At 66.2% G+C, this 26,494-nt stretch carries 25 protein-coding genes; 7 read left to right on the top strand and 18 right to left on the bottom strand.

Going from position 1 to position 26,494, the window contains the following annotated elements:
* Nucleotides 1-45: 45 nt before the first annotated feature.
* From ABD791_RS19555 to ABD791_RS19545, 3 genes are read right to left on the bottom strand one after another with little or no spacing between them, the layout of a single operon-like run.
* Nucleotides 46-528 carry a Cg1360 family ATP-synthase-associated protein gene (locus tag ABD791_RS19555; RefSeq protein WP_345069560.1) on the bottom strand — a complete coding sequence of 161 codons (483 nt, stop codon included), beginning with the start codon at nt 526-528 and terminating at the stop codon, nt 46-48.
* The gene (locus ABD791_RS19550) at nt 525-1,748 is read right to left on the bottom strand and encodes an MraY family glycosyltransferase (RefSeq protein ID WP_345069559.1); all 1,224 of its coding nucleotides are present in this window, start codon (nt 1,746-1,748) and stop codon (nt 525-527) included. Before ABD791_RS19550 ends, ABD791_RS19555 begins: the two co-directional genes overlap by 4 nt.
* Before the next feature lie 2 nt (nt 1,749-1,750).
* A complete protein-coding gene (locus ABD791_RS19545) occupies nt 1,751-2,605 on the bottom strand; it encodes an L-threonylcarbamoyladenylate synthase (protein WP_345069558.1) in 855 nt (284 codons plus the stop codon).
* A 43-nt stretch (nt 2,606-2,648) separates the two neighbouring features.
* Between ABD791_RS19545 and ABD791_RS19540 the strand changes: the two genes are divergently transcribed.
* Nucleotides 2,649-3,284 carry an HAD-IA family hydrolase gene (locus ABD791_RS19540; RefSeq protein ID WP_345069557.1) on the top strand — a complete coding sequence of 212 codons (636 nt, stop codon included), beginning with the start codon at nt 2,649-2,651 and terminating at the stop codon, nt 3,282-3,284.
* A 637-nt stretch (nt 3,285-3,921) separates the two neighbouring features.
* On the opposite strand, the gene prmC is transcribed toward ABD791_RS19540, so the two are convergent.
* A complete protein-coding gene (prmC, locus tag ABD791_RS19535) occupies nt 3,922-4,809 on the bottom strand; it encodes a peptide chain release factor N(5)-glutamine methyltransferase (protein ID WP_425562278.1) in 888 nt (295 codons plus the stop codon).
* A 145-nt stretch (nt 4,810-4,954) separates the two neighbouring features.
* Between prmC and cysK the strand changes: the two genes are divergently transcribed.
* Together cysK and epsC are read left to right on the top strand one after the other, a co-directional pair.
* A complete protein-coding gene (gene cysK, locus ABD791_RS19530) occupies nt 4,955-5,893 on the top strand; it encodes a cysteine synthase A (RefSeq protein WP_345069556.1) in 939 nt (312 codons plus the stop codon).
* A gap of 70 nt (nt 5,894-5,963) precedes the next feature.
* On the top strand, nt 5,964-6,539 hold the full coding sequence (gene epsC / locus ABD791_RS19525; protein WP_345069555.1) for a serine O-acetyltransferase EpsC: 576 nt from the start codon (nt 5,964-5,966) through the stop codon (nt 6,537-6,539).
* A 136-nt stretch (nt 6,540-6,675) separates the two neighbouring features.
* On the opposite strand, the gene glsA is transcribed toward epsC, so the two are convergent.
* From glsA to ABD791_RS19475, 10 genes are all read right to left on the bottom strand, one after another.
* Complete coding sequence (gene glsA, locus ABD791_RS19520) at nt 6,676-7,680, bottom strand: glutaminase A (RefSeq protein WP_345069554.1); 1,005 nt, start codon at nt 7,678-7,680, stop codon at nt 6,676-6,678.
* A 227-nt stretch (nt 7,681-7,907) separates the two neighbouring features.
* Nucleotides 7,908-8,990, bottom strand: a complete 1,083-nt coding sequence (gene prfA / locus ABD791_RS19515; RefSeq protein ID WP_345069553.1) for a peptide chain release factor 1 — start codon at nt 8,988-8,990, stop codon at nt 7,908-7,910.
* Nucleotides 8,990-11,572 (bottom strand): transcription termination factor Rho, encoded by a 2,583-nt coding sequence (gene rho, locus ABD791_RS19510; protein WP_345069552.1) that lies wholly within the window; start codon nt 11,570-11,572, stop codon nt 8,990-8,992. Before rho ends, prfA begins: the two co-directional genes overlap by 1 nt.
* A gap of 1,030 nt (nt 11,573-12,602) precedes the next feature.
* Nucleotides 12,603-13,550: a homoserine kinase gene (thrB, locus tag ABD791_RS19505; RefSeq protein ID WP_345069551.1), complete on the bottom strand. Its 948-nt coding sequence runs from the start codon at nt 13,548-13,550 to the stop codon at nt 12,603-12,605.
* Nucleotides 13,547-14,653, bottom strand: a complete 1,107-nt coding sequence (gene thrC, locus ABD791_RS19500; protein ID WP_345069550.1) for a threonine synthase — start codon at nt 14,651-14,653, stop codon at nt 13,547-13,549. The genes thrB and thrC overlap by 4 nt, the downstream gene beginning before the upstream one ends.
* Nucleotides 14,653-15,990, bottom strand: coding sequence for a homoserine dehydrogenase (locus ABD791_RS19495; protein WP_345069549.1), 1,338 nt, complete (start codon nt 15,988-15,990; stop codon nt 14,653-14,655). Before ABD791_RS19495 ends, thrC begins: the two co-directional genes overlap by 1 nt.
* Nucleotides 15,987-17,474 carry a diaminopimelate decarboxylase gene (gene lysA / locus ABD791_RS19490; protein ID WP_345069548.1) on the bottom strand — a complete coding sequence of 496 codons (1,488 nt, stop codon included), beginning with the start codon at nt 17,472-17,474 and terminating at the stop codon, nt 15,987-15,989. The genes ABD791_RS19495 and lysA overlap by 4 nt, the downstream gene beginning before the upstream one ends.
* 398 nt (nt 17,475-17,872) lie before the next feature.
* Nucleotides 17,873-18,022 (bottom strand): hypothetical protein, encoded by a 150-nt coding sequence (locus ABD791_RS19485; protein WP_345069547.1) that lies wholly within the window; start codon nt 18,020-18,022, stop codon nt 17,873-17,875.
* Nucleotides 18,016-19,158 (bottom strand): CU044_5270 family protein, encoded by a 1,143-nt coding sequence (locus ABD791_RS19480; protein ID WP_345069546.1) that lies wholly within the window; start codon nt 19,156-19,158, stop codon nt 18,016-18,018. Before ABD791_RS19480 ends, ABD791_RS19485 begins: the two co-directional genes overlap by 7 nt.
* A complete protein-coding gene (locus ABD791_RS19475; protein WP_345069545.1) occupies nt 19,121-19,732 on the bottom strand; it encodes an RNA polymerase sigma factor in 612 nt (203 codons plus the stop codon). The genes ABD791_RS19480 and ABD791_RS19475 overlap by 38 nt, the downstream gene beginning before the upstream one ends.
* An 80-nt stretch (nt 19,733-19,812) precedes the next feature.
* Here ABD791_RS19475 and ABD791_RS19470 point away from each other — a divergent pair, with 80 nt between their 5' ends.
* Nucleotides 19,813-20,745, top strand: coding sequence for an SDR family NAD(P)-dependent oxidoreductase (locus tag ABD791_RS19470; protein WP_345069544.1), 933 nt, complete (start codon nt 19,813-19,815; stop codon nt 20,743-20,745).
* Nucleotides 20,746-21,036: 291 nt separating this feature from the next.
* Nucleotides 21,037-21,306, top strand: coding sequence for a hypothetical protein (locus ABD791_RS19465; protein ID WP_345069543.1), 270 nt, complete (start codon nt 21,037-21,039; stop codon nt 21,304-21,306).
* Here ABD791_RS19465 and ABD791_RS19460 read toward each other — a convergent pair.
* On the bottom strand, nt 21,303-21,647 hold the full coding sequence (locus ABD791_RS19460) for a CHY zinc finger protein (RefSeq protein WP_345069542.1): 345 nt from the start codon (nt 21,645-21,647) through the stop codon (nt 21,303-21,305). The two genes, ABD791_RS19465 and ABD791_RS19460, sit on opposite strands and share 4 nt — an antisense overlap.
* Nucleotides 21,648-21,934: 287 nt before the next feature.
* Here ABD791_RS19460 and ABD791_RS19455 point away from each other — a divergent pair, with 287 nt between their 5' ends.
* The gene (locus ABD791_RS19455; protein ID WP_345069541.1) at nt 21,935-22,255 is read left to right on the top strand and encodes a GYD domain-containing protein; all 321 of its coding nucleotides are present in this window, start codon (nt 21,935-21,937) and stop codon (nt 22,253-22,255) included.
* Between the two features lie 45 nt (nt 22,256-22,300).
* On the opposite strand, the gene ABD791_RS19450 is transcribed toward ABD791_RS19455, so the two are convergent.
* The 3 genes from ABD791_RS19450 to ABD791_RS19440 form a co-directional block, all read right to left on the bottom strand.
* On the bottom strand, nt 22,301-23,605 hold the full coding sequence (locus ABD791_RS19450) for an RNA polymerase sigma factor (protein ID WP_345069540.1): 1,305 nt from the start codon (nt 23,603-23,605) through the stop codon (nt 22,301-22,303).
* 11 nt (nt 23,606-23,616) lie between these two features.
* Nucleotides 23,617-24,033, bottom strand: coding sequence for a YciI family protein (locus ABD791_RS19445; RefSeq protein ID WP_345069539.1), 417 nt, complete (start codon nt 24,031-24,033; stop codon nt 23,617-23,619).
* A 213-nt stretch (nt 24,034-24,246) separates the two neighbouring features.
* A complete protein-coding gene (locus ABD791_RS19440) occupies nt 24,247-24,936 on the bottom strand; it encodes a FadR/GntR family transcriptional regulator (RefSeq protein ID WP_345069537.1) in 690 nt (229 codons plus the stop codon).
* 279 nt (nt 24,937-25,215) lie between these two features.
* On the opposite strand from ABD791_RS19440, the gene ABD791_RS19435 reads away from it, so the two are divergent.
* On the top strand, nt 25,216-26,448 hold the full coding sequence (locus ABD791_RS19435; protein WP_345069536.1) for an aminotransferase class V-fold PLP-dependent enzyme: 1,233 nt from the start codon (nt 25,216-25,218) through the stop codon (nt 26,446-26,448).
* Nucleotides 26,449-26,494: the final 46 nt, after the last annotated feature.

Below are 26,494 nucleotides of genomic sequence, written 5' to 3'. Positions count from 1 at the left end.
CACTGTAGCAATAAAACAGTGCTGAGACCGAATCGAGAGCGAGATTCAGTCGTCGTGGGGGGCAGGCGGCAGCGTGATGTCGCTGGCGTACGGCATCCGGCTCTTCATCAGCACAACTATGTCAACGACGAGCGAGCCGACGACGCCGGCAATGATGCTCAAGAAGAGCACGCCCGGTTCGATCCAGGGCTGCCCCTTGAGCAGCACGACGAGCACCAGGAAGAGCACGAACTTGAGCAGCCAGCCGCCCATCACGATGCCGAAGAACGCACCGATCGCAGACTCACGCCCGGCGTACTTGTTGGCGATCAGGAGGCTACCTGCGGTGATGCCCATGAAGATCGCGGCCATGAGCGCTCCGACCAGTGCGCTGATCACTCCGTTGCCGCCAGCGACGATTCCACCGATGATGGCTCCGATCACGGCGATGCCGAGCGACAGGATCGAGCCGTAGACCAGAATCTTGCGGAAGATCGGCACCGAGGTGGGTTCGGGCGCCGGTGTCGAGGCGGGAGAAGCGGAGGTCATGAGTTGTCCTTGGTCATCGTGGAAGCCGCATCCAGGGGGTCAAATCCCACGCTTGCTTCGTTCGGGTCATTCTGGGTCGGTGTGAGTTGGGTCGCTGCTTCTGCTGCCTTGCGACGGCTGAGCGGAGCCAGCGTCACGATGGTGCAGGCGAGCAGGGCGAGCACCAGAAAAATGCTTGCGTACCAGCTGGGCAGCCCGAGGTAGACGGGGAGCACGAAGTAGAGCAGGCAGCCGATGGATACCGCGGCAGTCCAGCCGTAGAAGATCAGCACGGCGTGCAGGTGCGAGTGTCCCATGTCGAGCAGGCGGTGGTGGAGGTGCTTGCGGTCGGCGCTGAACGGCGACTTGCCGGCCCGTACGCGACGGAACACGGCCAGGCCGAAGTCGAGGAGAGGAATGATCAGAATCGCCACCGGCAGCAGGATGGGGATGAAGGCGGGGAACAGCTGCGACCGGTTGAGCGCGGTCGGGTCGATCTGACCGGTGATCGCGATGGCGGAGGTGGCCATCAAGAGTCCGACCAGCATCGATCCGGTGTCCCCCATGAACAACTTGGCGGGGCGCCAGTTCAGCGGCAGGAATCCGGCGCAGGCGCCGACCAGGATTGCCGCGATCAGAGAGGCGAGGTTGAAGTAGTTGGTGGGTGAGGTGTCGCGCACCAACAGGTAGCTGTAGATGAAGAACGTGCCGTTGGCGATGAGTGCGACACCGGCGACGAGACCGTCGAGACCGTCGATGAAGTTGATCATGTTCATCACGATCACGATCACCATCACGGTAATCACGATGGACATCCAGCCGGACCCAACGGTGAGGCCACCGATCGGCAGGGAGAGAATCTGCACCTGCCAGGCGACGAGGCCGGCGGCGATGAACTGGCCGGCCAGCTTCGTCATCCAGTCGAGGTCCCAGAGGTCATCGGCCACGCCGAGCAGCACGATCAGCAGGGCCGCGCCGAGAATGGCCAAGATCTGCGTGGGGTTCGAGAACACCAGACGCAGTGGGGCGAACTGGGATGCGATGAGATAGGAGACGCCGAACGCGACCATGATTCCGAGGAACATGGCGACGCCGCCGAGCCGTGGCGTCGGCCGGGTGTGCACGTCGCGTTCACGGATCTTCGGGTAGAGCCGGTACTTGTGCGCCACCTTGTAGACCACGAGCGATGCCCCGAAGGTGACGACCGCTGAGATCAGCGCGAGAAGAAAGAAAAGAGTCATGGTTAGCGGCGCGCAGAGGAGTCGGCGGCAGTCAGATCGACGGGAAGCACTGCGGCCTCCGTCGCTGATGCATCCGTCGCTGCTGCGTCCGTCGCTGCTGCGTCCGTCGCGTCCGTCGCATCCTTCGCGGGCGTCGCCTCCGCGGCATCGGCAGCCGTCGGCTCTGCAATCGCCGCGAGAGCGTCGCCGATCACGGCCTCGATCTGGGCGCGCGAGATCACGCCGTTTCGCACGATGCGCAGCTTTCCGCCATTGTGCTCGAAACCCGTCGCGTCGACGATCGTCGACGAGGTGTCACCGGGGCGGTCGCCGATCGCGTCGTATTCGAGCCCGGCCACTCCCCCGTCGAGATAGACGGAGACACTGTTGCCGAGCATTTCTTCGGCGCCCTCCGCGTCGATCGCCGACGGCATTCCGGTGCGGTTGGCGGATGAGACGGCGAGCGGCCCGGTCTCGGCGAGCAGATCGAGTGCGACCTGGTTGCTCGGAACACGAAGCGCGACGGTTCCCTTGGTCTCCCCCAGGTCCCAGGCGAGCGACGGCTGTGCCTTGAGGATGAGGGTGAGCCCACCCGGCCAGAACGCCTCTGCGAGGTCGCGGGCCGGCTGCGGAACCTCGGCGGCAAGGCCGTCGAGGGCGGGTAGGCCGGGGATGAGAACGGGCGGCGGCGACTGGCGGTCACGCCCCTTCGCATCCAGCAGCTTCTGCACAGCCTCTGGGCTGAATGCGTCGGCGGCGATGCCGTAGACCGTGTCGGTGGGGATGACGACGAGGGCACCGCGACCGATCGCCGAGCGTGCCAATCTCATGCCGGCCGTGAATTCCGATGCGACCGAGCAGTTGTAGATGCGTGTCATTTGCACCGATTCTAATGCAGATGCCTTGGGGGATACTGGGGACATGGCTCCGGACGTGTACTTCTTCGACTGCGACAAGACCCTCTATGCCTACGATTTTCGCCGTCGCTTGCCTGCACTGGCTCGGCTCACCGGGGCCAGCGAGTACCACCTGGCCAAGACCTGGTGGGAGAACGGGCACGAGGCGGCGGCGAACGCCGGGGAGTACCGCTCGACCGAGGAATACCTCGAGGTCTGGCAGAGCGTGACCGGCACGACCCTGACCCTCGAGCAGTGGCAGGAGGCCAGGGCTGCCGCGATGACGCCGATTTCCGGAGCGATCGCCGCGCTTCGGCGGGCCGCCACCCTGGGCACGGTGTCGTTGCTGTCGAACAATCCCATCCCGTTTCGGGATTCGCTGCCGGTGTTGGCGCCCGATGTCGCGGACATCCTCAAAGAGAACGACCTGACCTCTGCAGTACTCGGGGCCGAGAAACCCCAGCGCCGGATCTACACGAGGGCGCTGGGACTCTTCGGGGTGGCGCCAGAGAACGCGATCCTCTTCGACGACAGCGCCGAGAACGTGAAGGGCGCCAGGGATGCCGGGATGCACGCTTTTCACTTCACCCAGAACGACGGGGAGTACGACGTCGCCGGACTGAACGCGGCGATCGATGAGTTCGCGGGTCGCGCGCGCTGATCCTCCTCCACCTCGGTGGTCGAGGAGCGAGCGCCAGCGAGCGTCTATTAGGTATATGGCCTTTTCGTTGGTCGAGGAGCACGCGACGAAGGAGCGCGCGTCTATTAGGTATATGGGCCATTTCGTTGGTCGAGGAGCACGCGACGAAGGAGCGCGCGTCTCGAGACCCGGCGAGCCGATCTCTTGACTTGGGTTGCGTTTGAACGTCGGCTCACCGGGTCTCGAGACGGCCGCCGGCGGCCTCCTCGACCAACGAAATGGTCCAATTCGTCCACCACAATGCCGCGCAGCGGCGCCACAGCTCGAGACCCGGCGAGCCGATCTCTTGACTCGGGTTGCGTCTGAACGTCGGCTCACCGGGTCTCGAGACGGCCGCGGGCGGCCTCCTCGACCAACGAGATGGTCAAATTCGTCCACCACAATGCCGCGCAGCGGCGCCACAGCTCGAGACCCCGTGAGCCACTGTTTGAACGCAACCCGAGTTCAAGGATTGGCTCGCGAGATCTCGAGACGCGTGCTCGCAAGCTCGCGCGCTCCTCGATCAACGAAATGGCCCATCTACCTGATAGACGCGACCTCCTCCGTCGGCTGCTCCTCGATCAACGGATTCGGGACCGGCACTCGCGCGCCGAGGCGGCTACGGGCGGATCGCCGTCGTCGCCCGGTCGCGAGTCGTGTAGTCACGGTGGGTGGCCGTGGCACGCCAGCCGTCGGCATCCAGAATGGCGCGGATCTCGGCGCCCTGCAGCTCCCCGTGCTCAAGCACGAGAACTCCGCCAGAGCGCAGCAGTCGGAGCCCGGTCTGCGAGACATCGCGCACGACATCCAGCCCGTCTTCTCCGCCATAGAGGGCGTGGGCCGGGTCGAACAGACGCACTTCTGGGTCACGCGGAATCGCCGCGGCCGGAATGTAGGGAGGGTTGGAGATGACGACGGCCACGGTTCCATTGAGCTCCGGAAACGCGTCGGCCAGGTCGCCGAAGACGAGAGTCGCGTTGGTCGCGCCGGAGTCGGCGAAGTTCTTCGTGGTCCAGGGGAAGGCCTCTGGCGAGTTCTCCGCGGCGAAAATGCGCGCGTGCGGCACCTCGGTGGCCATCGCCAGGGCGATCGCCCCGCTTCCGGTGCCGAGGTCGATGCCGATCGGTTCGGCGTCGGGCATCGACATCAGGGCGTCGATCGCGAACTGCACGACCTGCTCGGTTTCGGGCCGCGGCACGAAGACACCTGGACCAACCGACAGTTCAAGCTGACGGAACGGAGCTTTGCCGGTGATGTGCTGCAAAGGCTCGCGCGTCGCACGGCGCGCGGTGAGTTCGAGGATGGTGGCGGCATCCGTTTCTGACAGGCTCGTGCCCACGATGCCTGCGGCCTGGATCTGACCGCGGCTCTGGCCGAGCACGTGGCCGATCAGCAGATCGGCGTCAACCTCTGGGTCGACGATGCCAGCCGCACGCAGAATCGTGCTCACCTGGTCGCGCAGGGTGGCGACGGTGACGGGCGGCTGGGCGGAGTGCGGGGCGGGCAGCGGGGCTGGCTGCGGAGCTGACTGATCTGAAGCGGGTGTCGGGTTCACATCAAGAAACGTAACGCACTCGCCGGTGGGGAACGCTGGGCCTAGGCTGAACTCGGCTGTGAACCTCACCGATGACACTCACCGAAAGGCACCGAACATGCCCGCACAGATTTTCTCCGACATCACTGAAGCGGTCGGGCGGACACCCCTGGTTCGACTCAACAGAGTCACCGGCAACTCAGGGGCGACAGTGCTCGCCAAACTTGAGTTCTACAACCCGGCCGGGAGCGTCAAAGACCGCATCGGCGTTGCGATCTTCGACGCCGCCGAGAAATCGGGCGCGTTGCTCCCCGGCGGAACCGTCGTGGAGGGCACCAGCGGAAACACCGGCATCGCCCTCGCACTGGTCGGTGCAGCCCGTGGCTACAAGGTCATCCTGACTATGCCGGAGACCATGAGCAAGGAGCGTCGTGTGCTGCTGCGCGCCTATGGCGCAGAGATCGTGCTGACCGCCGGAGCCGACGGCATGCGTGGCGCCGTCGAGAAGGCCCGCGAGATCGTGGCCGAGACCGAGGGTGCCGTCTTGGCCAGCCAGTTCGCCAACCCGGCGAACCCGGCGATCCACACGGCGACCACGGGGCCCGAGATCTGGGAAGACACCGACGGCGCCGTCGACATCTTCGTGGCGGGCGTGGGCACCGGCGGCACCATCACCGGAGCCGGCCAGTACCTGAAATCGCAAAACGCCGACATGCGTGTCGTCGCCGTCGAGCCGATCGATTCCCCCATCCTTTCGGGCGGCACGCCGGGCCCGCACAAGATCCAGGGTCTCGGTGCGAACTTCGTTCCCGACATTCTCGACCGTGAGATCTACGACTCGGTCACGGATGTCACGCTGGCCGACTCGCTGGCCACCGCACGTCGCTTGGCCACCGACGAAGGCATCCTCGCCGGCATCTCGGGCGGTGCTGCCGTGTGGGCAGCTCTGGAGCAGGCGAAGCTGCCGGAGAACAGCGGCAAGACCATCGTCGTGGTGGTTCCGGACTTCGGCGAGCGTTACATCTCGACGATGCTCTACGAAGACCTGCTCGACTAGGGCTGACTGATTGGGAGAGGCAGTGGCCAGGCGGGGACGCCTGGCCACTGTTTTGTGTTCCAATAGGCGCATGGGAGTTTTTTCGCGTATCCGTGAGGACATCGCCGCGGCACGCGCTCACGACCCGGCCGCACGCAGCAAGGCTGAGGTGTTTTTTGCCTACAGCGGGCTTCACGCCGTCTGGTCGTATCGGGTCGCGAATCGACTCTGGCGAGCCGGAATGCGCCTTCCCGCACGCCTGCTCTCCCAATTCACGCGCTTCTTGACCGGCGTTGAGATTCACCCGGGTGCCACAATCGGTCGACGACTATTCATCGACCACGGGATGGGTGTCGTGATCGGCGAGACCGCTGAGCTCGGCGACGACGTCATGCTCTACCACGGCGTGACCTTGGGCGGAAAAAGCGCCCACGGGATTCCCCGGGGTGCGAAACGGCACCCGACCTTGCAGAACGGCGTGACGGTCGGTGCCGGGGCCAAGGTGCTCGGCCCGATCACGATCGGCGCCTGGAGCACCGTCGGCGCGAACGCCGTGGTCACCAAGGATGCGCCAGACCACTCGCTGCTCGTCGGCGTGCCCGCGACGATTCGACCGGCGAAGCCCGAAACGATCGAGGCGGCGCGCGGGCTCACCCACTCCGAGTAAGGCGCGTGCATCCGCGATTTGTCGCGAGCATCCTTCACGTCGAGTTTGACCGTTCCGGTCGAGTTTCCCCAGCGCACCGGGGAAACTCGACCGCAAGTGTAAAGCTCGGCGAGCGGGGCGTGCGGGGGCGTGCGGGCTATTCGGCCGACTTCGACGCGAAGAGGTTGAGGCCCAACACGTCGGAGAGCATCGTCGTGGCGCGCCGACCGCGCACGCTGTTGCCGGCTGAGTCGAGGGGCGGCGAAAACGTCGCGAGTCCGCCCTTACCGGGGGCGGCGGTCATGATTCCGCCGCTGACCCCGCTCTTGGCCGGGAGGCCGATGTCATAGAGCCACTCACCGCTGTGCTCGTAGAGGCCCGCCGTCGCCAGCACGGCCAACACGCGCTTGCAGGTGTCGGCCGAGACCACGCGTTGCTGGGTGATCGGGTTGATCCCGCCGTCGGCCAAGGTCGCGCTCATCACAGCCAGGTCGGTGACCGTGACGTTGAGCGAGCATTGCCGGGTGTAGACATCCGTCGCTTCGAGGGGCTCGAAATACATGCGGTCGTAGCCGGCGAGCAGCTTCGCGATGCCCTGGTTGCGGCGGTTCGACGCGGTTTCTGAGGCGTAGACCTCGCCGTCGAGCTGCAGCTCGCGTCCGGCGAATCGGGAGAGCCCCTGTTGGATGAACTGCCATTTGGCGTCGGCGGTGTCGCCGGGAATCAGGCTCGTGGTCGCGATCGCGCCCGCGTTGACCATGGGGTTGGCGGTGCGGTCGTCGTTGAGTTCGATCGCCATGACCGAATTGAACGGGAGCCCGGTGTTGTTGACGCCGATCTTCTCGCGGGCCGCGGCGTGGCCCAGGGCTTCGGCGACCAGCGCGAAGACGAACGGCTTCGAGACGCTCTGGATCGAGAACTCGTAGTCGGCGTCACCGGCGGTGAAGATGTCACCGTCGACGCTGACGACGGCGAGGCCGAACAGGTCGGGTGACGCCTGGGCGAGCAGCGGAATGTAGTCGGCAACCCGGCCCTCGTGCACCAGCGCGTACCGTTCGTAGGCCTCGGTGAGCAACCGTTGAACCTGCTCGCCGTCGGCCAGGCGACCGGTTGAGACACGCACGGGCGTTGCAGGTTCGTCGGGGCTCGAGTGGCTGTTCATGGTGTGGCTCAGCCTAGCGGCGGCTGTCTCGGGGCCCGGCGCGACGCATCCGTCGTCAGACCGGTGCGCCGAGCTTGACCGTTCCGGTCAAGTTTCCCCGGCACACCGGGGAAGGTGGACCGGAAGTGTCAAACTCGGCGAGAGTTGCCGTTAACGTCAAGAATCGCCGCCCCACCGGCGATTGTCGGTGGAAACGGCGATTCTCGGGAACTGACGTACGGGTGAGGCTACGCCTCGGTGTCGCCGATCTCTGCCAGACGCGTCTCTTCGTCGGACGTGATGCACGACTCGATGACGGGCTGCAGGGCGCCGTTCATGACGGCATCCAAGTTGTACGCCTTGTACCCGGTGCGGTGATCCGCGATGCGGTTCTCGGGGAAGTTGTACGTGCGGATGCGCTCGGAGCGGTCCATGGTGCGGATCTGGCCCTTGCGTACGAGCGATGCCGCGGCGTCGATCTCTTCTTGCTGACGAGCCAAGACGCGGGCGCGAAGCACGCGCATACCGGCTTCACGGTTCTGAAGCTGGCTCTTCTCGTTCTGCATGGCCACCACGATGCCGGTGGGCAGGTGGGTGATGCGCACGGCGGAGTCCGTCGTGTTGACCGACTGGCCACCGGGGCCACTCGAGCGGTACACGTCGATCTTGAGGTCGTTCGGGTGGATCTCGACCTCTTCGGGCTCATCGACTTCGGGGAAGACGAGCACGCCGGCGGCCGAGGTGTGGATGCGACCCTGCGACTCGGTGGCCGGCACCCGCTGAACACGGTGCACACCACCTTCGTACTTGAGGTGCGCCCACACGCCTTCTGCCGGGTCGGTGGAGTTGCCCTTGATCGCAAGCTGGACATCCTTGATGCCGCCGAGGTCGCTCGAGGTCTGCTCGATGATCTCGGTTTTCCACTTCTTCGACTCCGCGTAGTGCAGGTACATGCGCAGGAGGTCGGCGGCGAACAGTGCCGACTCGGCACCGCCCTCCCCCATCTTGATCTCCATGATCACGTCGCGGCTGTCGTTGGGGTCTCGCGGGATCAGCAGGCGCCGCAGCTTCTCAGCGGTGGCCTCCAGCTGCTCTTCGAGCCCCGGGATCTCCTCGGCGAACGCGTCGTCTTCATCGGCGAGCTCACGAGCGGCGGCGAGGTTGTCCTCAACCTCTTTCCACTCGTTGTAGGCCGCGATGATGCGGCTGAGCTCGGCGTAACGCCGGTTGACCTTCTTCGAGCGGGCCGGGTTCGAGTGCAACTCGGGGTCGGCCAGCTGTGCCTGCAGTTCGTCGTGTTCGGCCAGCAGGGTAGATACAGACTCGAACATCAGTGGTCCTTGTCTGAACCGTTCGGAGTCGGCATCGACTTCTGAACCTGCATCAGGAATTCGACGTTGGACGAGGTCTCCTTGAGGCGACCGAGGATGACCTCGAGCGCCTGCTGCTGCTCAAGACCGGCCAGGGCCCGACGCAGCTTCCAGGTGATCTTGACCTCGTCGGCGCTCATCAGCATTTCTTCGCGGCGGGTGCCGGATGCGTTCACATCGACGGCAGGGAAGATGCGCTTGTCGGCCAGGTGGCGTGACAGGCGCAGCTCCATGTTGCCGGTGCCCTTGAACTCTTCGAAAATGACCTCGTCCATCTTCGAGCCGGTCTCAACGAGAGCCGACGCGAGGATGGTGAGCGAGCCACCGTTTTCGATGTTGCGCGCCGCACCGAAGAAACGCTTCGGCGGGTACAGCGCCGCGGCGTCGACGCCACCGGAGAGGATGCGACCAGAAGCCGGCGTGGCCAGGTTGTAGGCACGACCCAGGCGAGTGATCGAGTCGAGCAGCACGACGACGTCGTGGCCCAGCTCGACGAGACGCTTGGCACGCTCGATGGCGAGCTCGGCGACCGTGGTGTGGTCTTCGGCGGGACGGTCGAAGGTGGAGGCGATGACCTCACCCTTGACGGTGCGCTGCATGTCGGTGACTTCTTCGGGACGCTCATCGACCAGAACGACCATGAGGTGAACCTCGGGGTTGTTGGTGGCGATGGCGTTCGCGATCTGCTGCATGACGATGGTCTTGCCGGCCTTCGGCGGCGCGACGATCAGGCCGCGCTGGCCCTTGCCGATCGGGGCGACCAGGTCGATGATGCGCTGCGTCAGCTTGCCAGGCTCGGTCTCGAGGCGCAGGCGCTCCTGCGGGTAGAGCGGGGTGAGCTTCTGGAACTCGACGCGGGTGGCGGCCTCTTCAACGGTCAGACCGTTGATCGAGTCGACCTTGACGATCGCGTTGTACTTCTGGCGGCCGGCCTGGTCACCTTCGTGCGGCTGACGGATCGAGCCGACGACGGCGTCACCCTTGCGCAGGTTGTACTTCTTGACCTGGCCGAGCGAGACGTAGACGTCGCTGGCACCGGGCAGGTAGCCGGAGGTGCGCACGAACGCGTAGTTGTCGAGAACGTCGAGGATGCCGGCGACGGGGATCAGCACATCGTCGTCGTTCAGCTCGGGCTCGAAGTCGTCGCCGACGCCAGGGCCGCGACGCTTGCGGTCGCGGAAACGGTTGCGGTTGTTGCGGCCGCCCAGCTCCTCCTCGAGCAGGTTGCGCTCCTGAGTGCGCTCGCCCTGGTTGCGGTCGTTCTGCTGACGGTCGCCGCGCTCGTTCTGCTGACGGTCACCCTGCTGGCGATCGCCCTGGTTGCGGTCGCCGCGCTCGTTCTGGGCACGCTCGCCGCGCTCGTTCTGGGCACGCTCGCCGCGCTCGTTCTGGTTGCGGTTGTTGGCCTGGCGCTGGTTCTGCTGACGGTTGCCGTCTTCGGTGCGCTCGGCACCGCCCTGGGTGCGGTCGGTGCGGTCGGTGCGCTCGGTCTGGGGTGCGCGCTCAGCACGCGGTTCGCCCTGGGGCGCGCGCTCGGCGCCGCCCTGGCTGCGGTCGCCCTGGTTGCGCTCGGCACGCTCTCCGCGCTCAGCACGGTTGCGGTTGCGGTTGCGTCCCTGGCGGGGCTGCTCTGACGCGTCGGTCGTTGCCTCGGCGCCGGACTCGTCGGTGCCTTCGGCAGCGGTCTCGGTCTCGGCGGTCTTCTCAACCGGCTTCTCGGCCTGCTTTTCGGCGGCAGCGTCTGCCTGAGCCTCGTCGCGCTGCGCAGCAGCGCCGCGGCGTGAGCCACGACGACCCTCACGGCCTTCGCGACGGCCGGTGCCGGCATCGACGACGGAGTCGGTTGCCACAGCGTCTGTTGCGCTGGCCGCGGGTGCGTCGGCCGGAGCTTCAGTGGCCGCACCGGCAGCGGATGCAGCGTCAGCGATGGGTGCCACGTCGGGGGCACCGGCAGGCTTGCTGGCGCGCTTGCGGGTCTGGCGAGCCGGCTTCTCAGCGGCGGCGGCATCCGTCGTCGGAGCCTCAGCGGTTGCGGCCTCGGCCACAACCTCGGTGCTGGCGGCAGCGGCGCGGCTGCGTGAGCGGCCGGTGGCGGCCGCTGCAGGAGTTTCGGTTGACGCGGGTGTTGCGTCGAGGACCATGATGCCGAGGCCCGTTGCGCCGTCAGCGTTGACGTGAGTGGCGGCGGGGGCGGAGGTTGCGGTGGTGACACGACGCGAGGCACGCTTGCGCGGCGCGGCGTCGGCGGATGCTTCGGCGGGGGCCGCAGCGGCGGGCTCGGTCGACGCAGGTGCGTCAACCGTGGCGGCGGGTGCAGCAGCGGCGGGTGCGGCTGATTCGGCGACGGTCGCGGTGCTCACAGGAGCAGCGGAGTCGGCGTTCTTGTTCTGGATCTCGGAAATTGCTTCCACGAGTTCTCCTTTACGAAGTTTGGAGGCGCCGGAAATGCCCAGGTCGGCGGCCAGAGTCTGGAGCTCGGCGACGCGGAGGGCGTTCAGGCTTGAAGAGTCCGCACCTGAGGCACGGAGATTGACGTTTGTCACGAAGAGGGTTCCTTTCCCCTGGTTTCTATGATGCTGTGCCAGGAGAGCTGTTGCAGCGACTGAGGCGCTGCGGGTGATCCAACCCGTTGAGGTGGATTGGAATGAACACACACAGCTACGCACGGAACGCGATAGCAGTGAGTTACAGGGAATGCACCGAAGGCAGATTCGCGAGAGGCGACTTCTAACGGGGTGCCTTGCAAGCCTAGCACTGTGACATCCGTCAACAGGACACCCCCGTTGGGGGCGTGTCGCGGTGGGGCGTCTCGCAGCGGGGCGTCTCGCAGCGGGGCGTCTCGCAGCGGGGCGTCTCGCAGCGGGGCGTCTCGCAGCGGGGCGTCTCGCAGCGGGGCGCGTCTCGGTGGGGTGTGTCGCGGTGGGGCGTATCGCGGTGGGGCGTATCGCGGTGGGGCGCGTCGCAGCGGGGCGCGTCGCAGCGGGGCGCGTCGCGGTGGGGCGGATGCGTCGCGCGGCATCCGCTCGCCGTCGCGTGCGATTCCCTTGGGTTCTCGACCTCGAGACCAGCGTTGCGCGGGTCGGGTGCCGTTGCGCGCAACGGCGCCGGCTAGCGTGCCGGCACCCGACCCGCGCGACGGTCTTCGCCCCCGCTCGACCCCACTCGACCCCACTCGACCCCACTCGACCGACGAAGTGCCGCGCCGCCTGTTGAAAACAGTGATGTCGGTTGAGTTCAGCCGGCGCCGCGGTTTTCGACCCGCGCCACGCGCTCGGGTCGATCACGAGATCCATTTCTGGCGCCGAGCTGTGGCAAATGACCGTTTTGGGGCAAGAAAATGGTCATCTGACACAGTTCGTCGCAGGGGTCGGGCGCGTTCTGGAGGGCAGGTCTCGGGGCCCCCGACAAGCTCGACCAACGGGACGGAACCGCAACGGGACGGAACCGCAACGGGATAGAACCGCAACGAGAACGGCCGGCGCGACGAACCCTGGGGAAGAAACACGAAACCCCCCGCCCGCCGAGATCGGCAGACGAGGAGTTTCGCGAAACGGATGAAACGGATGAATCGGGCTACGCGTCGACGCGCACCGCGGTCGGCGTGACCGTCGTACCGGAGAAGTCCACGGCGAGCATGAGCGCCTGCCACGGGGTCTCGGACTGCGCAGCGACGAGCTCGGCTGCCACAAGACGCTGACCGGGGTCGTTGGCCAAGACGAGCACCGACGGACCGGCGCCGGACACGACAGCGGCAAAGCCCTGCTCGCGCAGCATCGTGATCAGACGGTTGGTCTCTGGCATCGCTGCGGCCCGGTAGCTCTGGTGCAGCTTGTCTTCGGTGGCCGCGAGCAGAAGCTCCGGGCTCTGGATGAGCGCAGCGATCAGCAGGGCGGAGCGTGACACGTTGAAGACGGCGTCTTCGTGCGGCACCGACTCCGGCTGCAGGCTGCGAGCCAGCGCCGTCGACATGGCGTGCTCGGGAACGAAGACGAGCGGCGACACCCCGCGGTGCACGTTGAGGCGCTTGTGACGGGGGCCTTCCGGGGTCGTCCAGGCGATCGTCAATCCGCCGAAGAGGGCGGGTGCGACGTTGTCGGGGTGCCCTTCCATCTCGGTGGCGAGGGCGAGAAGCGCCTCGGAGTCGATCTCGACGATTCCCTCGAGCAGCCCCTTGGCGGCCATGATGCCCGACACGATTGCCGCGCCAGACGAGCCCATGCCACGGCCGTGCGGGATGACGTTGTTCGCGACGAGATTGAGCCCGGGCAGCTCGATGCCGTAGTGGGCGAAGGTGTGGGCGACGGCACGCACGACGAGGTTCGACTCGTCGGTGGGAACCTCGCCCTCGCCGACGCCGTGCACCTCGACGCTCGCGCCGGGGGCATCCCGAACGCTGACCTCGAGCTGGTCATAGAGCGCGAGCGCGAGTCCGAGGGTGTCGAAGCCGGGACCGAGGTTCGCGCTGGTGGCGGGAACCTGAACCGTGACGGAGCGTCCGGCGAGCGTGGGGTTCACGCTCATGCCTTGGCCAGCCCGAGCACGCTGGCAACCTCGGCCGTGTCAACCGCGACGATGGTCGGCTTGACGTCGGAACCGTCGGCGGTGCGAAGCGCCCACTGCGGGTCTTTCAGACCGTGACCGGTGACGGTGAGCACGATCGTCGCACCGGCCGGAACCTGACCGGCCTCGGCACGTTCGAGCAGACCGGCAACGCTGATGGCGGATGCCGGCTCCACGAAGATTCCAACCTCGGCCGAGAGAATACGGTAGGCCTCGAGGATCTTCTCGTCGCTGATCGCACCGAAGTAGCCGTTGCTGGTCTCGCGGGCGACCAGGGCCGGCTCCCAGGAGGCCGGGTTGCCGATGCGGATGGCGCTGGCGATGGTTTCGGGGTGCTCAACACGCTTGCCGAGAACGATCGGTGCGCTGCCGGCAGCCTGGAAGCCGAACATGCGCGGCAGCTTCGTGGTGGCGCCACGGGCCAGCTCTTCGCTGTAGCCGCGGAAGTAGGCCGTGTAGTTTCCGGCGTTGCCGACGGGCAGGAAGTGGAAGTCGGGTGCGTCTTCGAGCACCTCGACGACCTCAAACGCTGCAGTCTTCTGGCCCTCGATGCGGTCGTTGTTGACCGAGTTGACCAGGTGCACCGGGTAGTTGGCGGCGAGGTCGCGAGCAATGTCGAGGCAGTCGTCGAAGTTTCCCTGCACCTGCAACAGCTGGCCGTTGTGCGCGATGGCCTGGCTGAGCTTGCCCATGGCGATCTTGCCTTCCGGCACGAGCACAGCGGCGGTGATGCCGGCGTGCGCCGCGTAGGCGGCGGCCGAGGCGCTGGTGTTGCCGGTCGAAGCGCAGATGATGGCTTTCGCGCCGTCCTCCATCGCCTTGGACACGGCCATGGTCATGCCGCGGTCCTTGAACGAACCTGTCGGGTTCATGCCTTCGTACTTGATCCAGATCTTCGCACCGGTGCGGGCAGAGAGCGCCGGAGCCGGAATCAGCGGGGTGCCGCCTTCGCCGAGCGTGATGATGGGCGTGGCCGCCGAAATGTCGAGGCGATCGGCGTACTCGCGCAGCACTCCACGCCACTGGCGTGAAACGGGCCGGCTGGACTCTCGTTCGCTGGACATCAGGCTCCTTCAACTCTCAAAACGGATGCGACGCGGGTGACGACGCTGTTGGCGGCAAGTGCCGACACGGTGGCCGCAAGTGCGGCCTCCCTCGCAAGGTGGGTTCCGATCACAAGGGTAGCCGTCGCCGAGACCGCCTCTTGACTGCCGGTGCTCGGAAACTCCGGCGTCATCGACTGTTCGACCTGCGCCAGCGAGACGCCGTGATCGCTGAAAACACTGGCGATCGTGGCGAGAACACCGGGCTCATCGCTGACCTCCAAGGTGATCGCGTAACGCGTCGACACATTGCCGATTTCGAACACCGGCAGGTCGGCGTGGCTGGACGCGGCCACACCTGGACCACCCAAAACGTGGCGACGGGCGAGCGAGACGAGGTCGCCGAGCACGGCAGAGGCCGTCTCCACTCCCCCGGCGCCGGCGCCGTAGAACATCAGGCTGCCGGCGGCTTCGGCTTCGACGAAGACGGCGTTGTTGGCACCGTGCACGGCGGCCAACGGGTGGCTGCGGTGCACGAACGCCGGGTAGACCCGCGCCGAGACGCCCTCGACACCCGTGGTCGGGTGGGTGAGGCGTTCGCAGATGGCGAGGAGCTTGATCACGTAGCCGGCCTTGCGCGCCGACTCGATCTCCTGCGGGGTGACCTCGGTGATGCCCTCGCGGTAGACGTCTTCGAGCGGCACGGTGGTGTGGAAGGCGAGGCTGGCGAGCAGCGCAGCCTTCTGCGCAGCGTCGTAGCCGCCGATGTCGGCGGTGGGGTCGGCTTCGGCGTAACCGAGTGCCGTCGCGGTGGCGAGGGCCTCTTCGAGGGTGTCTCCCTCGGTGTCCATCCGGTCGAGGATGAAGTTCGTCGTGCCGTTGACGATTCCGAGGATGCGCTTGACGGTGTCACCGGCCAGGCTGTCGCGCAGCGGCCGCACGATCGGGATGGCACCGGCGACGGCGGCCTCATAGTTGAGCTGTGCGCCGACTTTGTCGGCGGCTTCGAAGAGTTCGGGGCCGTGGGCCGCGAGCAGCGCCTTGTTGGCGGTGACGACATCCGCCCCCGAGTTGATCGCCATCAGAATGTAGCTGCGGGCCGGCTCGATTCCGCCCATGAGCTCGACGACGACGTCGGCGCCCAGAATGAGTGATTCGGCGTCGGTGGTGAAGAGCTCGCGCGGCAGGTCGACGGTGCGCTCGGCGTTGATGTCGCGCACGGCGATGCCGATCAGTTCGAGGCCGGCGCCGACGCGGTTGGCGAGTTCCTCTTTCTGCTCAAGCAGCAGGCGGGCGACCTGAGCGCCTACCGAGCCGCCACCGAGCAGGGCGACACGCAAATTGCGGTATTCGATCATCGTGAGCTGTCTTTCAGTTCGTTGGTTGCGGGTGTCGTGACGCCGTCAATATCGGTGGTCGAGCCTGTCGAGACCGTCGTATCTCGGCAGGCTCGATAACCGGTATCAATGCCGGTGTCGCGGGCGAGCAGATCGTTGATCGTCTCACCACGAATCAGGATGCGCGCGGTGCCGTCGACGACGGCGACAACGGGCGGGCGGCTGAGGTAGTTGTAGTTGCTCGAGAGTGACCAGCAGTAGGCGCCGGTTGCGGCAACCGCCACCAGGTCGCCGGGGGTGACGTCTGCGGGCAGGTAGTCGGCGTCGACGACGATGTCGCCGCTCTCGCAGTGCTTGCCGGCGAGACGCACGAGCGCAGGGTCGGAGTCGGAGAGCCGGTTGGCGATGCGCACCGAGTAGTCGGCTTCGTAGAGAGCCGTGCGGGCATTGTCGCTCATGCCGCCGTCGACGCTCACGTAGAGGCGGGTGTGGCCGCCGACGTCGACGGGTTTGATGGTGCCGACCTCATAGAGGGTGACACCGGCCGGGCCGATGATGGCACGTCCTGGCTCGAACGCGATGGCAGGCAGCGGGATCCCGCGGGTGGCGCACTCTGCAGCGACGATGTCGGCGATGCGGGCAGCCAGTTCGGCGATCGGGGTCGGTGAGTCAGTGCTCGTATACGCGATGCCGAAGCCGCCGCCGAGGTTCAGCTCGGGGACAGGTCCCGTCTCCAACAGTGTGGCGTGCAGGGCGAGCAGGCGGCTGGCCGATTCGGCGAAACCGTCTGCGCCGAAGATCTGCGAGCCGATGTGGCAGTGCAGGCCGAGAAAGTTGAGGCTCGGGTGCGAGCGGATGGCGGCGACGAGGGCCGGGGCGTCATCGAGAGTGATGCCGAACTTCTGGTCTTCGTGCGCGGTGGCCAGAAAGCTGTGGGTTTGCGCATGCACGCCGCTGTTCACGCGCAGGCGAACGTTCTGCACGATGCCGTGCCGGGCGGCGGCGGCCGCGGTGCGCTCGATCTCGATCGTGCTGTCGATGATGATCGTGCCGATGCCGATCCGGGTCGCCTCGTCGATTTCGGCGAGGGACTTGTTGTTGCCGTGGAATCCGAGACGCGCGGCCGGTGCTCCACCGGCGAGCGCAACGGCGAGCTCTCCGCCGCTACAAATGTCGATATTGAGGCCCTCGGCCAGCATCCAGCGCACGATCTCGGTGGTGAGGAATGCCTTGCCCGCGTAGTACACCTTGGCTGTCGTACCGATGCGGGTGAACTCGGTCTCGAATGCGACGCGGAATGCTCGGGCGCGGCTACGGGCATCCGCTTCATCGATGACGTAGAGCGGCGTGCCGAACGTGCTGGCAAGTTCGGAGGCGGCGACTCCACCGACGCTGAATTCACCCGTTTCGGTGCGAAACGCGGTTGCCGGCCAGAGACCGTCGGCGAGCGCGTTGGCGTCGGCGGGCAGAGTCAGCCAGTCGGGTGCAAGGGGGTTGGTGGCCACGGGTGAAAACCTCACGGAATGATCGAGTGGGTGTCTCACTGAGTGGCGAGCGAACCCGGGTTGGTCCCTGAAGCCAGTGAATGAATGATCGCTGTGTCAACGAGCGAATACGGGAATTCTAGCGAACGCCTGGTGAGCGTGCCGAATCAATCGTCTGCGTAGGCCCGGGGATACAGGCTGCTGCGGGGATGCGTTTGCCAGTTTATTGGGTGTCACGTGCCGTGAATGGAATATGACTCCTCGACCAGTGCGACGGCTCTGCGGCTGCGTCTCGTCGGCCGCGCATCCGCTGTTGATCCTGATCAGTGAACGGCACCGATAAAGTTCAGCCCTGAGCGGCACCATCTCTCCCCAGAGGATGTGTGCCGTCAGGGCTGAACTTTATCGAGAGCTACGGGTCAGTCGGGTGTCCCGACAAGGCGCAGGTACGCGGTCAGATCGATCGAGATGGTGGGCGGCAGGTCGACCGCGTCGGGTCGCACGAGTGCGCGACCTGACGCATCCATGTGAACGGATGCTGCCACCGCGTCGATCGGCTGGCTCAGCACTGGAACGTGCCCGGTGCGGTCAGCGTGCAGCCCTGTACGTCTGCTGCCCCATTGGGCGTGCCACCGTCGGGTGCCGCATCGACGACCGACGTCGTGATCGCGGTCCACGATGTGGCGGTGCCGGCGGGATATCCCTCCACAGCCTCCAACTCCACGCGGCGTTCGCCGATCAGCAGCCCGGTCGCCGGATCGATGATCAGGTCTTGGCGTGAGTGGTCGGCGTTCTCGACCCGGCCGATCGCGATTCCGGTGCGCCCGTCGAGGGTGGCCTGTCGCTCAACGATCTCGATGCCAGGGATGAGCGCGGCAGCCTGGTAGAACGAGGCTCTCAGGTCAGCCCCGACCGCTCCGCTTCGCAGAATCTCGGCGATGAACATCAGCGCCACGCCCTCCCGCGACTGGCCGCCCCCCTCCGTTGCGCGGTAGATGTAGCTCAGCAGCTCATTCGGATCGCTCGGAAATTTCGCCAGAGCGGTCGGCGACACGGGCGACGGAGAGCTGTAGAAGGCACCGGCCGTGGCGCGCAGAAGCTCGCCGTTCGCTTCGGGCCCCGCCATCGTTTCGTCGTAGCTCTTCAGAGCCAGTCGTTTCGACTCAGTTCCGAAAGACTCGTACGGCGACCGCGGATTGCGCTTCCACACCCATTCCTCGCTTCGATCGGCCGGCAGATAGACCTGATCCTCGTTGATGGTCAGATAGCTGATGCGTTTGCCGTTGTCGTCGACTGTCGCCCCGTAGACCGCCGAGGTGTTGACCAACAGGTACTGGCCGGGAGCAACAACCGGATCGGAGTTCTCGATGGCGGCGAATGCCGCGTCGCTCAGCACGGCGGCGGCGGCCGGATCGACGGTGGCGCGCCAGCCGCCGAAGCCGAGCACGTTGGTGAGCACCAGCGTCGTCAGCAAAACGCCGGCACCGAGTGTACTGAAACCGGCCCAGCGCAGCCGGCGTGCACGCGGCGTGCGTCGGCCGTGCGCGGATGCGACGGGTGCGGCGAGCGCGGACGGTGCTCCGATCCGCTCCCCCGGCTCCTCCGCGATCTTCTCGAAGAGTGCAGCGCGACCGCGGGTGAGTACGGCGTCGGTCGGGGCGGCAACGTCACTGCGCACTGTGCGCAAGAGGGTCAAATCGTCCATGGTCAACCTCCAATTCCTGGGCAGAGCCCGATGCAACGGCCGCGCGCAGCTTCTGCCGCGCGCGATTCAGACGTGAGCGAACCGTGCCGATCGGCACGCCGAGTGCCTGCGCGACGCCCTCGTAGTCGAGGTCTCCCCAGGCGTAGAGCAGCAGGGCGTCGCGGTCGCGTGCCGGCATCCGTTTCAGAACGGATGCGAGGCGTCGCATCGCGACTTCGGCGTCGACGCGCACACCGACAGCCTCAATCGCGTCGTGGGCGCCTTCTGCGGCACGGTCGGCGGCGGCACCCGCGACCAAGCCTCTCCACGATCGGGCTTCGAGTCGCGCGTGCTTCTTGATCAGGGTCGTCGCGATGCCGTAGAGCCACGGCCGCGCGTCGTCCCTCGTGACGTCGAAGTCTGCCCGGCGCTCGAAGGCGACGAGAAAGGTCTCGCTCATGACGTCGTCGGCAGCATGCTCGCCGATGCGTCGCGCCGCGTAGCGATGAATCGCCGGGGCATGCCGATCGTAGAGCTCGCTGAACACCGCGGGGGCCGCCCGGGACCGGTTGAGGATGTCGCTATCGGTACTCACATCAGGTATTGCAGCAACGGGAACATTAAGTTCACGGTAGCGTTCGGAGTGAGCGAAGCTTCGCTCGTTACGCTGAGCCCATGGAACGCACACTGCACGGCATGACCATTGTTGTCACCGGCGCCAGCTCGGGCCTCGGCCGGGAGGCCGTGAAGACCCTCGCCGAACGCGGGGCCGAGGTTGCCATCGTCGGGCGCAATCCCGAGCGCACCCGGGCCGTCGCAGCGGAGGTCGGCGGGCAGGCATTTCTGGCCGACTTCGCGTCATTCGCCGAGGTGCGCGCGCTGGCCGACGCGCTGCTCGAGCGCTACCCCACGATTACCGTGTTGGCCAACAATGCGGGCGGGCTCGTCTCGAAGCGCACGATTACCGAAGACGGCCACGAGCTGACGATTCAGTCGAACTTTCTGTCGCCGTTTCTGTTGACCCAGCTGCTGCTTCCGCGTCTCGAGGCGACAGCATCCGCTGCGGAGGCCGGCCACGTGACGGATGCGATGGCACGAGCGGATGCGCCGGGTGCGCCAGGTGCGGGTGCGCGCTCGCACGCGGTCAGGGTCATTTCAACGGCGAGCGTGGCAAACCGGTTCGGTCAGCTGCGACTCGACGACCTCGACTGGACGAAGCGCCGCTGGAACGGCGGCTGGCGCGCCTACGGAACCGCGAAGATCGCGACGATCCTGTTCACGCGCGAGCTCGCTCGCCGCACTCTCGGCAGCGGAGTCGACGCCTACTCATTTCACCCGGGCTTCGTGAACACTCGTTTCGGTGCAGACTCGCCACTCATGAAGGTCGGCGCACTCGTCGGCAACGGCGGCTTGGGAATCACCCCGCAGGCCGGGGCCGCTCCCCTCGTGCACCTGGCCACGGCCGAGACGATCCCGTCGCCGAGTGGAACGTACTTCGACGGGCTGCAGCCAGACGGGGCTTCGAGCAAGCAGGCTCGCGATCTGGCGCTGGCCGGTGAGCTGTGGGCGGAGGCCGAGAGGCTGACGGGGGTGGCGGCGCTGCGCTAGCTCTCGGTGCTCGGGGAGCAGCCGACGAAGGACCATTCCGTTGATCGAGGAGCAGCCGACGCAGGACCATTTCGTTGATCGAGGAGCAGCCGACGCAGGACCATTTCGTTGATCGAGGAGCAGCCGACGAAGGAGGCCGCGTCTCGAGATCTCGCGAGCCAATCCTTGAACTTGGGTTGCGTTCGAACATCGGCTCGCGAGGTCTCGACCCGATGGCGGGCGGCCTCCTCGACAAACGCAACGGCCGCATGCGCGAGACTAAGGGGTCACTTTCACGAAGGCAGGAACCAGATGATTACGCTCAAGCAGGATGCCGATGGCTTCATCCGCATGAACAGGCACTTTCCGCAGACCGTTCAGGTCGGCGTCGTCTTCGCCGATGGCTCAGTCGAAGAGTTCTCGGGCAGCCGGCTCAACGAGATCTACGACGCTGCGCAGGAGACCTACCGAGTCGAGAACCACCTCGACGCCAAGGGCTTCTCACGGCGTCCGGTCAAGACCGTGCAGTCCAAGAATCGCATCGACTACGTTGCGGTTCAGCCCGGAATGAGCGCGAGCTAGACGATCGACGGCGCGACAGCTGAGAGTCGCGCCTCCTCGAAGTAGAGGTGCCGGTGCAGCCGGCACCCCTCGTTGAACTCGGCGGAACAGTGCGGGCAGGCGCTGACGCCGAGGTACGTCGAAATCGACAGCGTCTGCTGGCAGACGCCGCACAGAATCGCCTGCTCACCCTGCCGATCGGCCGGCCATTGTTGCGCCGCATGGTCGGCAGTCTGCTCATGGCAGAGGTGACATGGGTAGAAGCGCTCGCAGCAGACGAACTTGATCGCGACGACATCATGCTCGGTCGCGTAGTGAACGCACCGGGTCTGGGCGTCGATGGGCTTGCCGAAAATCTCCACAACTCACCGTCTCACAGTCGCGAGCCGCCTGCCGCATTCACCGGCGACATCCGTCTGCATCGACAGCAGAGCGCGGTATGTCGCAACCGGTCGCAACTGGTCGCAGCGCGCGCCAGCAGGTCGACCATCGAACGAATTCGCCGTGCCCGCCCCGGTTGTCGGCGCGCAGCGGCGGGCATACCATGTGCGCCAAGCCCGCCTTGGGGGCCAGACCCGGCCTTCACTCTGAGGTGTCGGGGTGCACCTTCGGATGCCCGTGTGCGGGACATCACGAGACGGGAAAGACCATGACCAAATACTTGTTCGAAGCAAATTATGTGGGCGAGGGAATCAGCGGGCTCCTGCGCGAGGGCGGATCCAAGCGTCGTGAAGCGGTCGTCACCGCCCTGGCGTCGGTCGGAGGCTCGCTCGAATGCTTCTACTACGCATTCGGAGAAACCGACGTCGTGGGGGTCTTCGACATCCCAGACCAGGCCTCCGCCGCTGCCCTGTCGCTCATGATCAATTCGACGGGCGCGGTGAAGCTGCATCTGAGACCACTCATGACCGTTGAAGATCTTGACGAAGCCGCCACGAAGTCACCGGCATATCGGCCCCCGGGGCGGTAGAACGCTCAGCGCAGCTCAGCGCAGCTCGGCTCAGCGCCGCTCGGCTCAGCGCCGGTCGCCAGACGCCCGCGCCCGCAACAACGCCTGCTCGCGTTCGTTTTGGGTGAGGGCGGCCGCCCGCTCGAACTCGTCGCGCGCCTCGGCTGAGCGGCCGAGCTTCAGCAGAAGATCGCCGCGCACCGCCGGCAGCAGGTGATAGCGAGTGAGAGCGCCGGTGGCGACGATGGCGTCAACAATGCGCAGCCCTTCGGCGGGTCCGGCTGCCATGGAGACGGCGACCGCGCGGTTGAGTTCGACAACGGGCGACGGCGTGAGTCGGGCGAGCTGGTCGTAGAGCGCGGCGATCTGTGCCCAGTCGGTGTCGGCGGCGCGGCGGGCACGAGCATGGCACGCGACAATGGATGCCTGCAGCAGGTAGGGCCCCGGCCCGGCACCACGCGCCTCGGCTTCCGCTCTCGCCAGAGCGGTCAGCCCGCGGCGGATCAGCAGCTGATCCCAGCGCGACCTGTCTTGAACGAGCAGCAGCACCGGCTCGCCTGAACGGTTCGTGCGGGCTCCCCTCCGCGAGGCTTGGATCTCCATCAGCGCGACGAGGCCGTGCACTTCTGGCTGGTTCGGGATGAGCCCGGCGAGCACCCGACCGAGCCGCAGCGCCTCTTCGCACAGGGCCGGGCGCATCCAGTCGTCGCCTGCGGTGGCCGAGTAGCCCTCGTTGAAGACCAGGTAGATCACTTCGAGCACCGAGCTTAGCCGGGCCCCGAACTCGGCACAGGAAGGCACCTCGAACGGCACCTGGGCGTCGGAAATGGTGCGTTTGGCCCGCACGATCCGCTGCGCGAGAGTGGCCGGCGGCGTGAGGAACGCGCGAGCGATCTCCTCGGTGGACAGCCCGCCGAGCAGCCGGAGGGTAAGAGCGACCCGCGCCTGACGCGAGATCACCGGGTGACAGGCGATGAAGATGAGCCGCAGCAGATCGTCGCCGACAGGATCGTCGAGCGTCTCTCCAGCCGCGTCTCCAGGATGCAGCGCCGTGCGCTCGTCAGTGCGCAGATCGTGGGCGAGCATGCCGTATTTCTTGCCGAGCCGCTCCTTGCGGCGCCAGCTGTCGATGGCACGGCGCTTGGCGGTGGCCGTGAGCCAGGCACCCGCATTGCGCGGGATGCCCGACTGCGGCCACTGTTCCAGGGCCTCGACGAGGGCATCCTGCGCCAACTCCTCAGCCAGCGAGATATCGCCGACCATGCGCACCAGTGTGGCGACGAGGCGGGCCGACTCAATGCGCCAGACCGCCTCGATCGCGCGTTTGGTCTCGGCGGCCTTGTCGGCTGTCGAGCCGGGTTCGGAGGTCATCGGTCGATCGATCAGGCGGTGCGGGACTCCCCGTGTTCTTCGCGCCACTCGACCTCTTTCTTCACGAACTCGTTGTCCTGGTCGAACTCTGACACGTCGAACACCTGGCGCACCTCGATCTCGCCGGTCTTGAGCGGAACCCGCTTCGCCCGCTCGATTGCCTCGTCGCGGGAGGCGGCCTGGATGATCCAAAACCCGGCGATGAGCTCCTTGGTCTCGGTGAACGGGCCGTCGATGACCGTGCGGTCGTCGTCGGAGAACTCGATTCGGGCTCCTGAGGCGCTGCCGTGCAGCCCCTCGCCGGCCAGCAGCACACCGTCCGCGATGAGTTCTTCGTTGTAGCGCCCCATCGCGTTCAGGTCTTCGTCAGTCGGAGTCGCTGCCGATTCGGTGTTTTCATCGGCCTTGAGCAGCAGCATGAATTTCATGACGGATCACTTTCCCTTTGTTCGTCGTGCTTTTCGTGGAGAGGCAGTTTTACCTCATACTCTGACGTCGAACGGCACCGGCTGCAATCGACACGGTCGGCAAAGTTTTCTTCGGCGGTCTTCCGTCGTCTCCCGTGAGGTGCCGGCTTTTGCTAGTTGCGAGGCATTCGGACTAGCAGAAGTTGGCACCTCACGGGCGCACTGACGGGCGCGCTACTTCTCGGAGAGCGGGGGCTGATAGAGCCGCAGCCAGGCATCGGTCTGCGCGACGTGCGCCGCAGCCGCCGCCGATGCCGCGGCCGGATCGCGCGCGACTATCGCGTCGGCGATCGCCCGGTGGCCGAGGTCGCTGATGCGTTTGAGTTCGGCACCGTTCGGCAACTCGAACACTTGGTAGGCCCGCGATCGTGACCGAAACACGCCCAGCAATGCCATCAGGGTGGGGTTGCCTCCCGCGTGGGCGATCGCCTCATGAAACCGGGCGTCGCAGGACGAAGCCAGATCGGTGTCATCGGTGGCCTCCATCTGCGCGATGAGACCGAGCATCTCAGCTTCGGCTTCGTCGGTGATGCGCGCCGCCGCCTGCGCCGCGGCGTGGGCTTCCAAAACGCGGCGGAGCTCGTACATGTCGAGCAGCCCCGACAGCGGAAGCAGCCCGACCGTGAGAGAAAGCGACCCGATGATGTCCTCGGCGCGGAGCTGGGAGACGTAGGTGCCCGACCCATGTCGCGACTCGATCACACCCAGTGCCGACAGCATCCGCACCGCCTCACGCAACGACCCGCGAGAGACACCGAGTTCATCGCACAGTTCGGATTCCGGTGGAAATTTCTGCTCGGCGACGAGACGCCCAGAAGAAATCATCTGCCGCAAGCCATGGAATGCGTCGTCGACAGCAGACATCCGGTTCCCCTCACTCGTGATCTCGTCGCTGCCGCCCGCAGAGCGGCACCCGCAAGCCACATGGTAGCGGTGCGGCGGATGCCGACTGGTTCTTTCTGTGGTTCCAGCATATTCGCCGCGGGAGACCACATCAACAAAGTTGTTAGATGACTTTTCGGCATTTGCCCTCTAGGCTCACTGTTTACGACCTTGTAACAAAGATGTAATCGAAGTCATCTGATCTCTCTGCGAGAGTCGTACGTACCTTCCCTCGTGATCAGACAGGAAAACCGCCAGCATATGAGCACCATCCGAGCCACTGCTCCTCTCGCCCTCTCGCTGCCGGACGGCCGGCCCGCCGCCGCCGCCTGGACGTTGGACTCCGACTCCGTGCACATCAACCACGGCTCGTTTGGCGCAGTGCCCCTGGTGGCTCAGCTGCATCAGAATGCGCTGCGCGCCGAGATGGATGCGGCGCCCGTCGCGTGGTTTCCGGCGCTGCCGGCCCGGGTGAGGGAAGCCCGCCTGGCGATCGCCGACTTTCTCGGTGTCGACCCCGGCAGCACCGCACTCGTTCCGAACGCGAGCGGCGGGGCCAGCGTCGTCTTCACCTCCCTGCCGGTGCGCGACGGCGTGGAGATCGTGGTCACCGACCACGGCTATGGCGCCGTCACGATGGGCGCCGAACGGCTGGCCCGGCGTTGGAACGGCGTCGTGCGCACCGCCCACGTTCCACTGAACGCCACGGCCGCCGAAGCGCACGACGCGATCATGGCCGAAGTCACCGAAGCGACGGGGCTGATCGTGATCGACCAGATCACGTCACCTACCGCCCGGCTGCTTCCGGTTCAGTCGATCGCCGCCGAAGCCCGGCTCCGCGGAATCCCGACTTTGGTCGACGGCGCCCACGTTCCCGGACTCTACGAGCGTCCGCTCGAGGGGCTCGACTGCGACTTCTGGATCGGTAACCTCCACAAGTTCGGCTGCGCCCCCCGCGGCACGTCGGCACTTGTCGCCCAGGGGCCCCTCGCCGACGAGCTCTACCCGTTGATCGATTCCTGGGGCGCCCCGCATCCGTTTCCCGACCGCTTCGACACCCAGGGAACCCTCGACCTCACCAGCTATTTGGCCACCCCCACCTCACTCGACTTCATCGAGGACACCTGGGGCTGGGATACCGCGCGCAGCTACCTGACCGAGCTGGCCGACTACGCCGAACACACCATCGCTGCCGCGTTCGGCGCGATCACCGGCGACGACCACCACGTCGACGTCGGAATGCCGGTCAATGCGTTGCGCCTGGTGCGTTTGCCGGTCGGCCTGGCCGAAACCCATGCCGACGCCGACGCCCTGCGCGACCGGGTTGTTGCCGAGTTGGGCGTCGAGGGCGCCTTCACCAGCTTCGAGGGCATCGGCTACTACCGACTGTCGACCCACGTGTACAACACGTCGGCCGACTTCGACTACTTCGCCAAGCGCTGTGTTCCTGCGCTGGGCGAGTGGGCGCGCGAGGCATCGCGCGCCCGAGCTTGACCCGTTTCACTCACGTTCCCTGCACCACCATCGCTTCATCACACCA

The sequence above is a fragment of the Glaciibacter kafniensis genome (genome assembly GCF_039538945.1).
GTDB classification, from domain to species: Bacteria; Actinomycetota; Actinomycetes; order Actinomycetales; family Microbacteriaceae; genus Cryobacterium; species Cryobacterium kafniensis.
The sequence above is the reverse complement of the archived record's forward strand: the minus strand, read 5'-3'. Positions and strand labels throughout refer to the sequence as shown.

What these genes read in the sequence shown, in the direction of transcription:
- ABD791_RS19545 (WP_345069558.1), bottom strand. Translation starts at nt 2,605, where the DNA reads ATGACACGCATCTACAACTGCTCGGTCGCATCGGAATTCACGGCCGGC.
- ABD791_RS19445 (WP_345069539.1), bottom strand. Translation starts at nt 24,033, where the DNA reads ATGAAATTCATGCTGCTGCTCAAGGCCGATGAAAACACCGAATCGGCA.
- cysK (WP_345069556.1), top strand. Translation starts at nt 4,955, where the DNA reads ATGCCCGCACAGATTTTCTCCGACATCACTGAAGCGGTCGGGCGGACA.
- thrC (WP_345069550.1), bottom strand. Translation starts at nt 14,653, where the DNA reads ATGTCCAGCGAACGAGAGTCCAGCCGGCCCGTTTCACGCCAGTGGCGT.
- ABD791_RS19435 (WP_345069536.1), top strand. Translation starts at nt 25,216, where the DNA reads ATGAGCACCATCCGAGCCACTGCTCCTCTCGCCCTCTCGCTGCCGGAC.
- ABD791_RS19470 (WP_345069544.1), top strand. Translation starts at nt 19,813, where the DNA reads ATGGAACGCACACTGCACGGCATGACCATTGTTGTCACCGGCGCCAGC.
- ABD791_RS19450 (WP_345069540.1), bottom strand. Translation starts at nt 23,605, where the DNA reads ATGACCTCCGAACCCGGCTCGACAGCCGACAAGGCCGCCGAGACCAAA.
- ABD791_RS19480 (WP_345069546.1), bottom strand. Translation starts at nt 19,158, where the DNA reads ATGGACGATTTGACCCTCTTGCGCACAGTGCGCAGTGACGTTGCCGCC.
- ABD791_RS19495 (WP_345069549.1), bottom strand. Translation starts at nt 15,990, where the DNA reads ATGATCGAATACCGCAATTTGCGTGTCGCCCTGCTCGGTGGCGGCTCG.
- epsC (WP_345069555.1), top strand. Translation starts at nt 5,964, where the DNA reads ATGGGAGTTTTTTCGCGTATCCGTGAGGACATCGCCGCGGCACGCGCT.
- ABD791_RS19555 (WP_345069560.1), bottom strand. Translation starts at nt 528, where the DNA reads ATGACCTCCGCTTCTCCCGCCTCGACACCGGCGCCCGAACCCACCTCG.
- ABD791_RS19465 (WP_345069543.1), top strand. Translation starts at nt 21,037, where the DNA reads ATGATTACGCTCAAGCAGGATGCCGATGGCTTCATCCGCATGAACAGG.
- thrB (WP_345069551.1), bottom strand. Translation starts at nt 13,550, where the DNA reads ATGAGCGTGAACCCCACGCTCGCCGGACGCTCCGTCACGGTTCAGGTT.
- glsA (WP_345069554.1), bottom strand. Translation starts at nt 7,680, where the DNA reads ATGAACAGCCACTCGAGCCCCGACGAACCTGCAACGCCCGTGCGTGTC.
- ABD791_RS19455 (WP_345069541.1), top strand. Translation starts at nt 21,935, where the DNA reads ATGACCAAATACTTGTTCGAAGCAAATTATGTGGGCGAGGGAATCAGC.
- ABD791_RS19540 (WP_345069557.1), top strand. Translation starts at nt 2,649, where the DNA reads ATGGCTCCGGACGTGTACTTCTTCGACTGCGACAAGACCCTCTATGCC.
- ABD791_RS19440 (WP_345069537.1), bottom strand. Translation starts at nt 24,936, where the DNA reads ATGTCTGCTGTCGACGACGCATTCCATGGCTTGCGGCAGATGATTTCT.
- ABD791_RS19550 (WP_345069559.1), bottom strand. Translation starts at nt 1,748, where the DNA reads ATGACTCTTTTCTTTCTTCTCGCGCTGATCTCAGCGGTCGTCACCTTC.
- prfA (WP_345069553.1), bottom strand. Translation starts at nt 8,990, where the DNA reads ATGTTCGAGTCTGTATCTACCCTGCTGGCCGAACACGACGAACTGCAG.